The sequence below is a fragment of the Listeria cossartiae subsp. cayugensis genome (genome assembly GCF_014229095.1).
In the GTDB taxonomy this organism is placed as follows: domain Bacteria; phylum Bacillota; class Bacilli; order Lactobacillales; family Listeriaceae; genus Listeria; species Listeria cayugensis.
This window is the reverse complement of sequence record NZ_JAARZC010000001.1, coordinates 769,724-784,850: the sequence shown is the minus strand read 5'-3', so window position 1 is coordinate 784,850 and position 15,127 is coordinate 769,724. Positions and strand designations below refer to the sequence as shown.

General features: G+C 34.5%; 10 protein-coding genes. 2 read left to right on the top strand and 8 right to left on the bottom strand.

What is annotated here, in order from left to right; translation table 11 throughout:
• Positions 1–2: 2 nt before the first annotated feature.
• Complete coding sequence (locus HCB49_RS03990) at positions 3–1,028, bottom strand: ribitol-5-phosphate dehydrogenase (protein WP_185480131.1); 1,026 nt, start codon at positions 1,026–1,028, stop codon at positions 3–5.
• Entirely contained in the window at positions 1,021–1,734 is a 714-nt protein-coding gene (locus HCB49_RS03985) for an IspD/TarI family cytidylyltransferase (protein WP_070037598.1), read from the bottom strand. The genes HCB49_RS03990 and HCB49_RS03985 overlap by 8 nt, the downstream gene beginning before the upstream one ends.
• 225 nt (positions 1,735–1,959) lie before the next feature.
• Between HCB49_RS03985 and galU the strand changes: the two genes are divergently transcribed.
• Positions 1,960–2,844 carry a UTP--glucose-1-phosphate uridylyltransferase GalU gene (gene galU, locus HCB49_RS03980; RefSeq protein WP_185480132.1) on the top strand — a complete coding sequence of 295 codons (885 nt, stop codon included), beginning with the start codon at positions 1,960–1,962 and terminating at the stop codon, positions 2,842–2,844.
• 44 nt (positions 2,845–2,888) lie between these two features.
• Here galU and HCB49_RS03975 read toward each other — a convergent pair whose 3' ends face one another.
• Genes HCB49_RS03975 through HCB49_RS03960 form a run of 4 tightly spaced genes read right to left on the bottom strand, consistent with a single transcriptional unit; the run spans position 2,889 to position 9,348 of the window.
• A complete protein-coding gene (locus HCB49_RS03975) occupies positions 2,889–3,899 on the bottom strand; it encodes a hypothetical protein (protein WP_185604165.1) in 1,011 nt (336 codons plus the stop codon).
• Positions 3,896–6,220, bottom strand: coding sequence for a bifunctional glycosyltransferase/CDP-glycerol:glycerophosphate glycerophosphotransferase (locus HCB49_RS03970; protein WP_185604164.1), 2,325 nt, complete (start codon positions 6,218–6,220; stop codon positions 3,896–3,898). Before HCB49_RS03970 ends, HCB49_RS03975 begins: the two co-directional genes overlap by 4 nt.
• Positions 6,221–6,250: 30 nt before the next feature.
• Positions 6,251–8,353: a glycosyltransferase-like membrane protein gene (locus HCB49_RS03965; RefSeq protein WP_185604163.1), complete on the bottom strand. Its 2,103-nt coding sequence runs from the start codon at positions 8,351–8,353 to the stop codon at positions 6,251–6,253.
• Positions 8,354–8,364: 11 nt separating this feature from the next.
• Positions 8,365–9,348, bottom strand: coding sequence for a glycosyltransferase family 2 protein (locus HCB49_RS03960; RefSeq protein ID WP_185604162.1), 984 nt, complete (start codon positions 9,346–9,348; stop codon positions 8,365–8,367).
• 365 nt (positions 9,349–9,713) lie between these two features.
• On the opposite strand from HCB49_RS03960, the gene HCB49_RS03955 reads away from it, so the two are divergent.
• Entirely contained in the window at positions 9,714–11,720 is a 2,007-nt protein-coding gene (locus HCB49_RS03955) for a DUF6270 domain-containing protein (protein ID WP_185604161.1), read from the top strand.
• 77 nt (positions 11,721–11,797) lie between these two features.
• Here HCB49_RS03955 and HCB49_RS03950 read toward each other — a convergent pair whose 3' ends face one another.
• Together HCB49_RS03950 and HCB49_RS03945 are read right to left on the bottom strand one after the other, a co-directional pair.
• Complete coding sequence (locus HCB49_RS03950) at positions 11,798–13,879, bottom strand: GW domain-containing glycosaminoglycan-binding protein (RefSeq protein WP_185604160.1); 2,082 nt, start codon at positions 13,877–13,879, stop codon at positions 11,798–11,800.
• A 225-nt stretch (positions 13,880–14,104) separates the two neighbouring features.
• Positions 14,105–15,121 (bottom strand): ABC transporter ATP-binding protein, encoded by a 1,017-nt coding sequence (locus HCB49_RS03945; RefSeq protein WP_185604159.1) that lies wholly within the window; start codon positions 15,119–15,121, stop codon positions 14,105–14,107.
• Between the last annotated feature and the right edge of the window lie 6 nt (positions 15,122–15,127).

The window sequence follows — 15,127 nt, the reverse complement described above, 5'->3', positions numbered from 1 at the left end:
TATTATATCTTCCACTCCATAACGCTTTTGCCCCATGGACTGCGTAAATCAGCTTCAAATGCTTCGATTACATCTTGAATGGAATGAACTGTATGAACTTCCCCAACAAGATTTTGTAAATATTCGACGCCACGTTTGTTCGTTGATAAAAACTCGACCGTTTTCTCAAAATCAACGCGACCACTACGGCTACTTCCGTAAACTGTAAGTCCTTTTTCAAGCACCATACGTGAATTAAATTCAATTGGATACTCAGAAACACCTAGTAAGGAAATCGTTCCTTCTGGCTTAATGACATCGATAATTTGACTTACCGCATACTGACTACCCATTCCTCCAGCACATTCAAATGCTTGATCAATGACTAAATCAGCCGGTACATCATCAATCGCAAAGGCGCCATCAACGAAAGAAAAGAAGTCTAATTTATAAGGTGTTTTCCCAAAAATGTAAACTTTGCTTTCTGGATACCAATTTTTTAATAGTAAGGATGTGATAAAACCTAAGTTTCCATCACCCCATACACCGAACGATTCCCGGTTAGCATTACTTTTTCCTTCAAAACGTAAAATAGCATGAACTGCCACGGAAATCAGCTCTGAGAAAGCAGCTACTTTCATATTAATATCATCCGGCAATGCAACCACGCGATCACGACGCATGAACACATAATCCTGCATTAATCCGTCATAACCACTGGAACGGAATTTACTCGAACGTAAATAGTTCTCAGCAATGACTGGATCATTCTCAAATGGTGTATTTGGAATCATGACAACTTTTGTTCCCGGTTTAAATTCTTTCGTGGCATCATAAACAACTTCGCCAACGCCTTCATGAATAAGCGCCATTGGAAGTTTTTTAGATAACATTTCTTTTCCTCTAGAACCTGTATAGTAACGTTGATCTGCCGCACAAATAGATAAATGAGTGGGTCTAACAACAACCACATCATCAGTTAGTGATTCGTCCACATTGGCAACTTCAAACTGTCTCTCTGACACAAGTCTATATACTTGATTAATCATTGGCTATCCGCTCCTGAATAATCGCATTAGCTACTTTTAAATCGTAAGGTGTCGTAATTTTAATGTTGAAAATTTCACCCTTAACCAATTTCACATCGTCGCCAGCAAGCAAACAAATTTTACATGCATCTGTTAGAATTTGTTTTTTCTCGGTTGTTAGATTTTGGTAATGATTATATACTTTTTTCATATTGAAGCTTTGTGGTGTTTGACCTTGATACATGTGGTCTCTCACAGGAATATCTGTAATCACCTCATGATTGCTTGATTCAACGATTGTATCAAGTGCTTCAATAACAGTGTCTACAGCTCCAGTTTCCAGTGCAGCATCTATATTTTCTTCAATAATTCGGTGTGTTAAAAATGGGCGAACAGCGTCATGCGTTACGATAATATCATCGTCTGTTAAGCCATATGTTTTTTCCACGAAACGAATACCATTCATAATTGTTTCATTGCGGTCTTCTCCGCCTTCGATAACAACAATACGATCATCAGAAATATACTTTTTAATATTATCCTCAGCGTGGTTCATCCATTCTTTCGGTGAGGAAATAAGAATTTTATCAAATCGAGTATTTAGAATAAATTTTTCAACGGTATGAACAATAATTGGTTTACCATTTAGAGGTAGAAATTGTTTTGGCATGCTAACGTTACCCATTCGCGTACCTTTTCCTCCAGCTAAAATTTGAGCGTATATCATCCTCTAATCTCCTTTAACTGTTTTTTATATTGACCTGTTACATTATAACATAAAACTTGCATAACAAACTAGCTTCGATCTGCGCCTTTATGTATTTTAATGAGACCCTTTGTAAAAACTTGCTATTTTATGCACATAACCGTTAAAAACTTGTAAATCCAAAGCTAGATAGCGTATAATTAGGTGGGTCTATATATATTTTAGATTAGAAGGAGATTATTAAATATGAGAGTAAAAAAAGCTGTAATTCCAGCTGCTGGTTTAGGAACTCGTTTTTTACCAGCTACAAAAGCAATGCCTAAAGAAATTTTACCAATCGTGGATAAGCCAACTATTCAATACATAGTGGAAGAAGCAGTGGCATCAGGTATAGAAGACATCTTAATTGTAACAGGCAAAGGAAAACGCGCTATCGAAGACCACTTTGATTCCGTGCCTGAACTTGAAAACAATCTACGAGAAAAAAATAAACTTGAATTGTTACATCTAGTAGAACAAACAACGAACATTAATTTGCACTTTATTCGTCAAGCAAAACCAAAAGGACTAGGTGATGCCATCCTTCAAGCAAAAGGTTTCGTCGGAAATGAGCCATTTATTGTTATGTTAGGTGATGACATTGTAGAATCCAAAACACCTTGCTCGAAACAATTAATGAATCAATACGAAAAAACACATAGTTCTGTTATCGGCGTACAAACAGTCCCTCACGCAGAAACATATCGCTACGGTATCATTGATCCAATTAACGAGTACGACAAAAACTTATACAATGTAAAAGGATTTGTTGAAAAACCAGATCCAGACAAAGCACCATCTGACCTGGCAATTCTTGGACGTTACTTATTAACACCACAAATTTTCGACTTCCTAGAAACGCAAGAACCAGGTGCTGGCGGCGAAATCCAATTAACAGATGCCATCAATAGTTTAAATGAAGTGCAACGTGTTTTTGCTTACGACTTCGAAGGTCAACGCTTTGATGTTGGTGATAAATTTGGCTTCATTCAAACAACCATGCAATTCGCTTTAAAACATCCTGAAATTAAAGATGATGTAAAAAAACTAATTGATGATTTACACAAACAAATTCACGAAAACGATAAATAAAAAAAGAAACGACAACACGTTGTCGTTTCTTTTTTTGAACTCATTTAAAAATACAGTTTATGGCATTTCTCAATTGGTTTTAACGAATTCAAACCAACCGCCTTATATACCGCATTGGTAGTTCGTCTATAAAAAGCTAAGTTATATTGTTTCGTTTGATAATGCATTTTCTCAAAAAGCACTTTTAAGAATTTTAAATATGCTGTTCCAAATGGTTTGTTGCTGCTCCAAATCGGATATTCTTTTACCGGAACTTGTATATAAAAGTAGCCTAGCGAAACCAGTTCACTCACAAGTCGTTTATTGTTTGCTTCTAGAAAAGCAGTCAATGCCTCTAGTGCATCTGTCGCTTTCGCTAAATCTCCCGCCAATAATTTCTGTTGGAAAATTGGTCCTAATTTTGTCCGAATCAAATAATTAAATAAGTTCTTATCAAAATCAAGTAAAGCTAAATTTAACGTTGTGTAATTATTTTCTAAGTTTCTATAATAGGACCAACAATCGACCATATCACTTATTAAATAATCATCCGGAATTTTTATTTTCGCTTCATTTTTCGGCGTTTCTTCCAAAATACTATGTTTCCAAACCATATTAGCTTGATGAAAGACATCGATTAAGTGCTGCCCTGCTTCCGCTTTTCCAAAGTATGCCTTCAAAAAAGTAACATTATATAAAATATATTGCCCTACTTCTTCTAACAACACATGAGGGTCACGTTCTAAATAAGTGCTCGTTGGACTCGGAATAGCCTCCTCTAAAAATTGAAGCGTATCTGTCATTTCATAACTATCTTCATTCGGTAATTTGCGTAGATGTTGGACAAAAACAGGATTTTGGTTAAATAAGTGAATATCTGCACCAGACATATTAACAGGAAAACGAGCAATATAGTCTTGTATTTGCGAAAGAATATTTTGTTCGATTTCTGAACAGACCATCACAAAATCAGCTTTTGTAGTAGCAAGATTACTTTTTATTTGCTCCAAAAGATAAGGACTTCCCCATCTTTCACTAGTATCTTTTATAACGAGTTGTTCTACTACTATGCTCATAAATCTTTCACTTCCTCATCCGCTTTTCCAATATACGTCTCTACAAAACGTTTCGTTGAATTGCCGTCTAAGCTTCCAACAAATTTTTTCTTAAAGACTTCCAGCTCATCATAATTATATTTTCCAGTTTTAATGGAACTAATTAGCGATGGCGTATCTTTAAATACTTCACCCGGAATAGTTGCTTTATAATCAAAATAAAAGCCACGTTCATCCAAATAATCATCAATATCATAAGCAAAGAAATAAATAGGTTTATTCATCAAACTAAACTCGAAAATTACCGAAGAATAGTCTGTAATAAGCGCATCACTGAATAACATCAGATCATTAATATCATTATTCAATGTTAAATCTAAAATAAATGGATCATCTTCATCCACGTTAAAGGACACGTTTTTAATAACAGGATGGAATTTCAAAATAAGAATATGCGTATCACCAAGCTCTTTTTTCAAAGCAGCAATATCGAGTATAACGCTATAATTAAAACGTTCATTCGGTCCACCGCGGAAAGTTGGCGCATAAAGCAACACTTTTTTATCACGTAGTTGCGGATACATTTTCATATATTTTTCTTTCGTATAGTCCACATATTCTTGATCAAAAAACACATCAGTTCTTGGTACACCAATTGGTTTAATTTGATTAGCTTGCTTTCTAAAGGCTTCCATATATTCAGGAACAATACCTTCCGAACTAACAAGCACATCTGTATACGGCGAATGGGCACGTGTTTCAAATTCTTCGGTATTGGCGTCGGTACCTTCCATCGCACTAAAACCAAACTTCTTGAAAGCACCTGTCGCATGCCATGATTGGATAACATGTGTTTTTTTATTAAACTTCAAACCATAAATTTTGTTGTAATAATCGTCCAGTACAATCGTTTTAGTCCGCCCTAACGCATAGTACAACTGGAACATTTCAAACCAATTACGATTTTTCTTTAAAAACACATATACTTTTTGCGGCATATTGTTATAAAACATGTAATCATAAATAGCTAATAAATTACCTTCTAAACTCGTACTACGTTCTGTAGCTAAAATTACTTGATCCTTTTTACGCGGCATCCAAGTAGCAATTCTAAAAATAATTCCTCTACTTATTTTGCGAATTAAAATAGGTGCTTTAAATTGACGACGAATAATAAACTTAAAGGAGATTTTACGTGCATCACGCCAGTTATTATTTTCGATAATTTGTAAAGCAGCTTTCATATGGACGGGATACGTTTTTCTAAATGCGATTTTAGCCTCTTCGCCTTGTCTTCCCCATAAATAGCTAATCAGTTGGCGATAGTTTTCTTTGTTATCTTTCGTAATGTAACGAACGCGCTCAATACTACTAAACAATAAGAAATATCTAAACGAAGGGATAATGTTTAGGAAGTCATCTGATTTTGTTTTCAACCAATCTAACGTCATCGTAAACGCAATTTTTTGATTTTCGCTTTTCTTGCTTTCGATAGCCGCTCTCAAAGCACCCCATAACTCAATGCTCGATACGCGTTGATAGTATTTTAACGCGACTTCATATTCGGTATTATTTTTCAGTAACTCTGCTTCCCCGTAGTCAAAAATTTGGAAAACAGATTTTAAAATGCGAATTGGGTCTTTATTGACAGACTGCGTTAAAGATTGCGATTCGCCGTCACGTAAACGGTAGTAATAAACCACTTTCTCCACTGTATAAATATTTTCTGCTTGCAATAAAGCATGTAAAACAAATGGTTGATCTTCACCATAACGAATATTCTCAGGGAAAAACACACCATCTATTAAAGAATGATGGTATAACTTGGCACAAGGACCAATCGAATAAAACAATTCCGGATTTTTCAGCAATGTTTTTAGCCCCGGTTTCGCAATATTATATTGAATATGCATCGGAATAAACCATTCGTCCTCAGAATTAAATCGCTTCGTCGCACCAGTAATTAATTTTGAACCAGTGGAAATTGCCCCATCATACATAAGTTGCAATGCGTAATTCGGAATAATATCATCACTATCTACAAAACAAATATACATTCTATTTGCCAGTCGTAAGCCATGATTTCTAGCCGAAGCTGGTCCACCATTTGGTTGTGTATACAACTTGAATTTCGGTTTATCCGCTATATATTCCGTTACCATCTCTATTGTTTTATCAGTCGAACCATCGTCAATTAATAAAACTTCGTACATGTCAAATGTCTGCTCATGAATGCTTCCGAGTGTTTCCAGAATTACTTCTTCCACATTATAAAGTGGGATAATGATACTAATTCCAGCTTCTCGATTCTTCTCGATGTTATTATTTGAATCAATGTTCATTTATAGACTCTCCCCAATTCAAAATATATGTCATCCATTGTCTTCTGCTTTTCTTCTAAACACATAATATGTTCCCGCAAAAATAATTATAACACCTAAATCAAGCATAATAGATACATATTTCGGTATTATCGGCTCAGAAGCAACGTTCGAAACACTAAAGCCAATATCTTGTTTCTCTCTTGCTTTGCCTTTAATGTAAAGCGCTCCGTAAGGGTAAAGATCAACTGTTTTTGATAGATAAGTACCTAAAATCAACGGTTCTTTAGGGTTTTTATTTTCTACTTGATAGACTTCAATAACATATTCTGTTTTGCCTTTTGGCTTTTCGTTTACATTGACAGTATAATTTTCAGCCTCTACAAATTCTGAGCCATCTATTACTTCATTGTAAACTTCTTTTTTATTCTTCTTATTAATTATCTTTATTCGATATTTACTATCCATGTAAGGTGCTTTTAGAATAGCTAATTGAACCGTATTGAATGCTTCATCAGCTTCAAAAGTTTGCTTAACAATTTGCTTACTATTGACGGCAAGTTCGACATGGGCATAGCTTTGTTTTACAAGATATTTACTAACATCCTGCGTTTGCCCTGCAACTGTATTTCCGATATAGGCAAAAATGACTGTACTCAGCAAGAATACAACAAAAGTAACAATTAAAAAGCCTTTTCTAAGTCCTTTTTTCAGGTCAAATTTCTTCGTATATAATGATTCTACTATAAATTTAAATCCATAGATAGAGGACAAAATCATCAGTGGTGTGATAAACATGATATAACGTTGATTTGCTTCCCAAAATAAATGGAACAGCCAAACACCAACGAGTGCGATATTGACGAAAAAGGACATATCGAATTCCCTTTTCTTATAAAAACGCAAAGCACCTAAACAAATTAAAAATAAATTGATAATATGGAACATCTGAGCAGGCAATTCTGTTACAACACGTTTATCTCCAAAGAAATAATCGTATGGCGCAGGATAGTCAAGTGCTGAATTAATATACCATGTATACGCACGCGTCCCGTCCGTCCAAGTATTTAACACTTTATTATCAAAAAGTTTCAATAAGCCCAGTGGCCCATGTTCTTCAATTCGCTCTTTAATTTTTTCGATATTAGCTTCTTCTTTTTCTTCTTTTGTTTTAAATTCAGAGGTGTAAGTTACATCTTCTCTATTATAACGGCCCGCAGGATCACCAAGGCCCATCATAAGCCAATGCGTTTGTGGAAATTCTATCGTTGAATCTTTCTCAAAGCCATAACTCTCTGCAATTGGGGTGAAAGCTGTGCTCAAGCTGAAAAAGCAAATAAGTAAAACGACAGTATTCAAAATAATTTTTCGCCAGTTACGTATAAAACAAAGATGAATAAGCATTGCCGGAAGCAGAATAATTATATTAGGCTTAATCTGATACCCAATCGCAAACAACAGCCCGATAATAATAAAGTACCACCACTTATTATTTTTCGTATATAAGTAATAAAATAGCGCAATGAGTGCAGTAAAAGGTAATACTAGTGTATCCGTATAAAAATACCAAATATAACCAAGTAACGGTACACAAAATAGCACAATCAATAAATAAATATTTCCAAACTTGTTACCATTCTCTTTACGAACAATCCAAAACAATACGAATATCGTTATGTTCATACAAATAAATAAGAAAACACTTTCTATTAAATACGTATTAGTAATACCAAGTGTCCCTCCGAACGAGTATAACCAATAGCGAATAATCGTTATAAATACATTATTAGGATACATTAAAAAATAATTTTGCTCCGTTGCATGCCCACCATTAGCTAACATATTGAGGGCCTCACCTTTGATGACAAATGCATCCGCAAAAGAGTCCATTTGTAAGGAGAACAGCAAATATATTTGTGTTAATATAATCAAACTCACCAAAAAGATGGTTATTACACCATCTCCTTTTGTATTCAATCTCGTAGATAACTGGTAAAGCCCAATAAGAACTAAAAGCGCCGCAGCACTAAAAATAATAAATATACTCGGATGATTAAAACTGATATCTTGCGGTTTAAAAATGCTTATGCAAAGTAAGTAACCAAAAATAAGTATAAAAAACGCATTAAAAATATAAGCTAACCTATTCTTCACTTTCTTTACACCTATCTCTCGTTGATTTTATTTTCCTTGCATTTCATTTCAAAAACATTTTCCTCTATCGTAAAGCGAGGACGTTCTTTGACTTGTTTGAAGATTTTTCCAATGTACTCACCTAGTACACCAATACCAATTAATTGAATACCGCCAATTAACCATAGCGAAACAATTAAAGAAGTCCAACCAGGCACGACTGCACCAACAATTTTTTGGACGATTGCATAAATCCCCATAACTACACCTATCATAAAAATAACAGATCCAAGAACTAACAATAATCGAATTGGCGCAACACTGAAAGACGTAATCCCATCCACAGCAAATAACACCATTTTCTTTAATGGATATTTGGATTCACCAGCAAATCGTTCATTTCTATTATAGAAGACTTTCGTTGATTTAAACCCTAATAACGGTACAATACCTCGGATAAACATATTTTCTTCTTTATAACGTAAAAATTCGGTCAACGCTCTTTTACTAAGTAGTCGATAGTCCGCATGATTCGGAACCATATTAACCCCTAGTTTACTCATAATTCTATAGAAAGCTAACGCTGAATTTCGTTTAAAGTAAGTGTCTGTGTCTCGTTTGTCGCGCACACCATAAACGACATCAAAGCCTTCATGGTATTTTTCTATGAACTCGATAATTGCATTCACATCATCTTGTAAATCCGCATCAATAGATACCACACAATCGGAATATGCGTGTGCTTCCGTTAATCCAGCAAGCAAAGCTCCTTGATGTCCATAATTACGGCTTAATTTTAATCCAGAAACATGTTCATTTGATTCTGAGTATTGTTGTATAAGTTCCCAGGTTCTGTCTTTACTGCCATCATCTACGAACATAATCTGACTTTTGTCGCTGATTGATTCACTCATCACTAATTTTTGTATAATATTTGTTAGTTGTGTCACGCTCTCGCTTAGAACTTCCTCTTCATTATAACAAGGCACCACAACTGTTAAAAATGGTTTTTCCAATCTCACTACAACCCCTTACTGATATGCTATTCTATAAAATTCAGTATCTACAGCATATCTTATTTACAACAGTTTATCAACTATCTATGCAAAAAATTAGCCTTATAAATATGAAAAAATGAACAATAAAAATCCTTGTATTACTTTTTGAGACTAAAAAGATTAATACAGCTATTTCTAATCCAAGTAAATTCTATTTTTTTGATGCTAAAATAGCCATTTATTTTGTGGCAAGAAATAAAGCCACTAACTATTTTTTATAAGTATACAAGAGACCTTAATCTTTTGTTAATTTTTGTAGGGAAATTTATTATTATATGCTAAAATAAAAATGATGATGATAATTAAACTTTAAGGAGATAAAGATGAAATATTTTATAAAGGAAATTCAGTTAACTGAATCTGAAACATGGGAAATATCTGGTTATGCTGAAGGAAAAATAAACAGCATCCAAGCTTATTACAATGAACTACGCGAATATAAACATCCTGAGCAAAAGTTAAACATTCCTTTTGAGCAAAACGGAAATTCATTTACGGCCGTTATTTCTATTACTGAACTTGCTAAACTATCTCTTGCAGACCGAGAAACTGCCTGGAAGTTCAAAGTTAATGGTAATTACCCTTACACTCACTTGACTACAGATGGCCCAATTATAAATAAACCATTCCAGCCAACTAATTCTCTTTATCAATATCAGTTTGAATTCCCAGAAGGCGTGCTAACCTTAATTAGTAAACCAATGGAACTTTCCTCTTCATTAGAGAATTTTTCATTAAGCGAAGATACAATGGCCGGAAGTCTAAAAATCGATCCTTCCCTTACAAATGGTCTTTTTCAAGCAAAATTAGTTTTTAAACGCCGACCTAATGCTAGTTTTTATTTATTTCATGAACAAAAACAAGCATTCGATTTAGGTATAATAAATGATAATACAGTGGATTTCTCTATCCCTGTTAAAGAGTTATCACCAAGTTTTCTAGTGGATGCTAATAATGTACTTGATGTTCTTATTGACATCTCGTCCACTGACATGAAAAAAAGTATCCCTACATTCTTATCCATTAATCCTGACATGAAATCCGCTATTCCAAAAGAAATAGAAATAGCTACGCCTCTTTTTGCTTCTTTAAGATCGTATGTAACAGGATCTAATAGATTGTCATTTTATTTTAAAAAGAACGTGCAAGGGTTAGTTAGCTTACACCAACTTAGTGAAAGTAATAATTCCATAACACTACAATTTAAATTAGAAAGACATTTTGCCGAGAGTCAACTTGTTGCTAAACGCCGCGACAAAAAAGCAAATACGTTTGAATATAATATTGAACAAGTTTGGCCACTAAAAAAAGGTTTATCGAAGTACTCCGTTCGTATTGATAAAAAAGATTTCTTAGCTGGTCCTGTAAATAATGCGGATACTACTTGGGATTTCTATCTTCGCGGCCCCAATACGCCCGATTTACCTGTTTTAGCAAATGATACCATTGATTTTAGTTCATGCGATTACTTTGATATTGCAAACAAACAATTTAAAGCTAAAATGACTCGTAATGGTTTAAACAATTTATCTTGTTATACAATTGTTGCTCCTAAAATTAAACCAGATGTGACTAGAATTGCTGTAATGGGAACTTGTTTCAGTCGTAATGCTTTTAATTCATCCCCTTTCTTCAATCCAGATTATAAAGCATTTTTCGAATGTAGCTTTACACAATTCCACTCTTCTATCATTAGTATGATGACGAAACCATATGCTGGAATTAATTTAAAGAAATACGATGATATGTCGGAAAATGAACGAACTACAGTAGCAGAAGATTGGAAAAAAGATTTTTTCACTAACTTAAGAAAATCTAATTCCGACTATTTCTTAATCGATTTATATCCTGATGTAATCCGACCGGTTATGTGGATCGATAATGAAACTGCAGTCACAATGTCTTATGTAGTAGAACAAAGTCAGTTACTAAACGATCTACCTTGCGAAAGAATTTCAGATCATATTGATAACGAAGCTTTCTTTGAAGAATGGAAAGGCTATGCTGATTTATTTATCGAAAAGCTGACAGAAATTATTCCAGCAGATCGTATTATCTTAAATAAAGGTGGCTTTACAACTTCCTACTATGCAAAAAACCGAGCAGTTGTTGAGTACAAAAATAAAATGACAATTGAAAGAAATAATTACTTTTGGGATCGATTAAATAACTATTTCTTAATGAAACTCCCTGAAGCTCAAGTTATTGATTTTTCTAAGAAACCATATATCGGTGATTTCAACTATCCATTTGGACATTCATTCTCTCATTTTGAATCTCCATACTACAAAGATTTCTTGAAAGAACTTATATATATTACAAAATCATAAATTTTAATAGAGCGGATTTCCCGCTCTATTTTTTCTATCAAAAAACCGCCTCCATAACTGGAGACGGTTTTATTTAATTATTTAACATTAGTAAAAGCACGTTTATCAATCCAGCCAATCACTTTTCCGTTTAAACTCACTTGATAGTAAGTAGAACGAGGAGTTTTAGCTTCACGCACTAACTGTACAGTCTTATTCGCATAAGCAGTTGCCTGTCCAATGTTTTTTGTACCAATAACTCTATACGGCTCTGTCCAAATACCATTACCTGGCGCATTGCTTAGTAGTCCAGTCATATTAATAGCCTTGTTATATTCAACTGAATCATAAACGTCAAAAGCTTTTTTATCTAACCAGCCAATCACTTTACCATTCACACTAAACTCATAGTATGTTCCTCTACTTGTTTGCGCTTCACGTGTTATTTTAGCTGTTTCGCCTTCGTACGTCGCTGCTGAAGTTACAAGTTTAACACCCTTACTCTTATAAGGAGTCGTCCAAACTGCATTACCAGTAACATTTTCAACGACAGCATCTAAATTAACTGCTTTATTGTAAATTACATTGTCATATACTTCGAAAGCTTTTTGATCTAACCAACCGATTACTTTGCCACCAGATTTAAATTGGTAGTACGTACCTTTTGGCGTTTTTGCTTCGCGTACAATTTCCACTTCTTTATTCAAGTAAGTTCCGGCTGGTCCGATTAATTTTGTGCCAGCTGTGCGATAAGGTTCTGTCCATACAGCATTACCGCTCACATTTCTTACTGCTGCATCTAATGAAACTGCTTTATTATACTCAGCTTGGTCATACAGCGTAATCGCGTTCTTATCTAACCAACCAATTGCTGTTCCATCAATACTGATGTTGTAATATGTGCCATGTTGTGTTTCTACTTGTTGGCTGATTTTTACATCTTTATTTGCATATTTAGTTGCTTGCGCTACAGAAGTTGTCCCTTCCAATTTATATGCTTTTGTCCAAATACCATTTCCTACTGGATTAGTAATTTGTCCGTCAAGATTTACATTTTTACTTGAAACAATCGAATCATATGGATAGATAGTAAGTGCTCTCTTATCAATCCAACCAATTGTTTTATTGTTAATGCTAAATTGGTAATAGGTTCCTTTGGCAGTTTGTGCTTCACGTAAAAGTTTAATTTCTTGTTGTGCATACGTTGTCGCATTTGTAACAAATTCTCTTCCGTAAGCATTGTATGGTTTAGACCAAATACCATTGCTTACAGGCGATGTGATTTTAGCACGGCCAACGTTTACTTTATCGTAATTAACGCTATCGTAAATAGTTAGTGCTTTTGCATCAACCCAACCAATTACTTTACCATTGTATTTAAATTGATAGTACGTACCTCTTTTAGTTGTAGCAACAGATACTAAATCGATATCCTTATTAGCATATGTGCTAGCTGGGCTTACAGACTGCACGCCTTTCACTTTATACGGTAATGTCCAAACGCCATTTCCGGTTGGACTTGTAACAGTCGCTTTTCCAGAAGTGGATTTTTGAGTAAGAATTTTATCGTATAAAACATCATATTTGGCTAGATCATAATTTTCAATTACTTGAATTAAACTAGCACCATAAGTTGGAGAGGTTGCATATCCTGCTTTTTGAAGTTCCATTGCAGCTACTTTATAGTCCGTTGCATCGACTACTTTTTTATATAAGTTTTTGTTCCAAGAAGTTCCATTCACTAATAAAAGTGTATGGTCTGTTACAGATTCATTCCAACTAGGATATTTACGGAACTCAGCGTCAATTCTAATCCACTCGCCGTTTACATATTCAGAAGTTGTCATGATAACGGATTGTCCGTTGTATTTCCCTTTGATACCAAATAAATTATAACCTTTTGTAGCAAGTCCACTTTTCCCCCAACCAGATTCTAAAATTGCTTGAGCTAAAGTTATACTAGACAAAAGATGATATTGTTCTTGAGATGCCTGTGCAGCAGGGGCTATTTTGTCGATGAACGCTTGTTGTGATGCTGTCGTAGCAGCTTCAGCGTCTTTTACGAAGGAATTTTTTCCAGTTAATGAATCTTGTAATTGTCCGCCAGCCGTTGTCAAACCGTACATTGGGACAACTAACATTGGTATCATTACAATTTTCATCCACTTTTTATTTATCATTTTTCTCCAACCACTCCTTAAATTGCTTTACTGTCCTATATTTTACCAAACTTTATGCCATCGTAAGTTACAGATTCATTACAAAACAAAGGAAAAAGGTTTTAATCAGGCATTTGTTAATTATTTAGACAAATTTTCTACATCATTTTACGCAAAAATGCTTTACTTCTTGAAATTCTGCATAAAAAAACTTTCAAAAGCTAGCAAGCCTTTGAAAGTTTTTTATTACTTCAGTTTTAAATCTTTATGGGCCACATGAGCTACATGAGCTACTTGTTCGATTTGGTTCGTGGATCCTTCGCTGATTAAGCCTTTAAAGGATTTCCCTGTTGCTACCAACGTCCCAAACAGCACAGTCAACGCAATTAGTACCGTTAAAAATATTTTATCAAACATCGTTAGCCGGTATTTATTGGCATTTGGATTTGGATAAACCTTTTTCTGTGGCGCTTTTTGATATTCTTTATGTTCTTTTTGATATTTTTTCTTGTAATCATTTGGTTGTTTATTAAACCATTTGACAAACTCGTCGTATTTTTGGGCAACTTCTTGTGCTGTGCCCATTTCTCTTATTTCACCGTGGTGCATCCAAATAATTCGGTCACACAAGCTTTTTACTTGGCCAAGCGAGTGACTGACAAAGACAATGGTTTTCCCGCGAGCTTTAAATTCATTAATTTTAGCTACACATTTTTCATAAAAAGTCTGGTCACCTACAGATAATGCCTCATCGATGACTAAAATGTCTGGATTTGTGTGTACCGAAATCGCGAAACCTAAACGAGAACGCATCCCGCTTGAATAGTTTTTAATTGGTTGATTAATAAAATCACCAATATCCGCAAATTCGATAATACTTGGCATCAATTTGTTAATTTGAGAACTTTTCATGCCATGCATAAGTAATTTTAAGCGAATATTTTCATATCCTGTAAGCGGCCCTTTTAGACCTACTGCAATGGCGATTAAAGAAGTTTCCCCATTAATAATGACTTCCCCTTGTGTGGGAGGAATAACGCCTGACATAATACTCGATATCGTTGACTTACCTGAACCATTGATCCCAATAAGTCCTACTGTTTCACCATCATGAATATCAAAAGATACGTCTCGTAAAGCCCAAAAGGATTGCATTTTTTGACTTTTTGGCATAAACAAGCCCTTAATCTTATCGGATTTATTTTGATAGAGGTCATATTCCTTCGACACATGTTTAAATGATACTTTGATATTTTTACCCATCTGTCT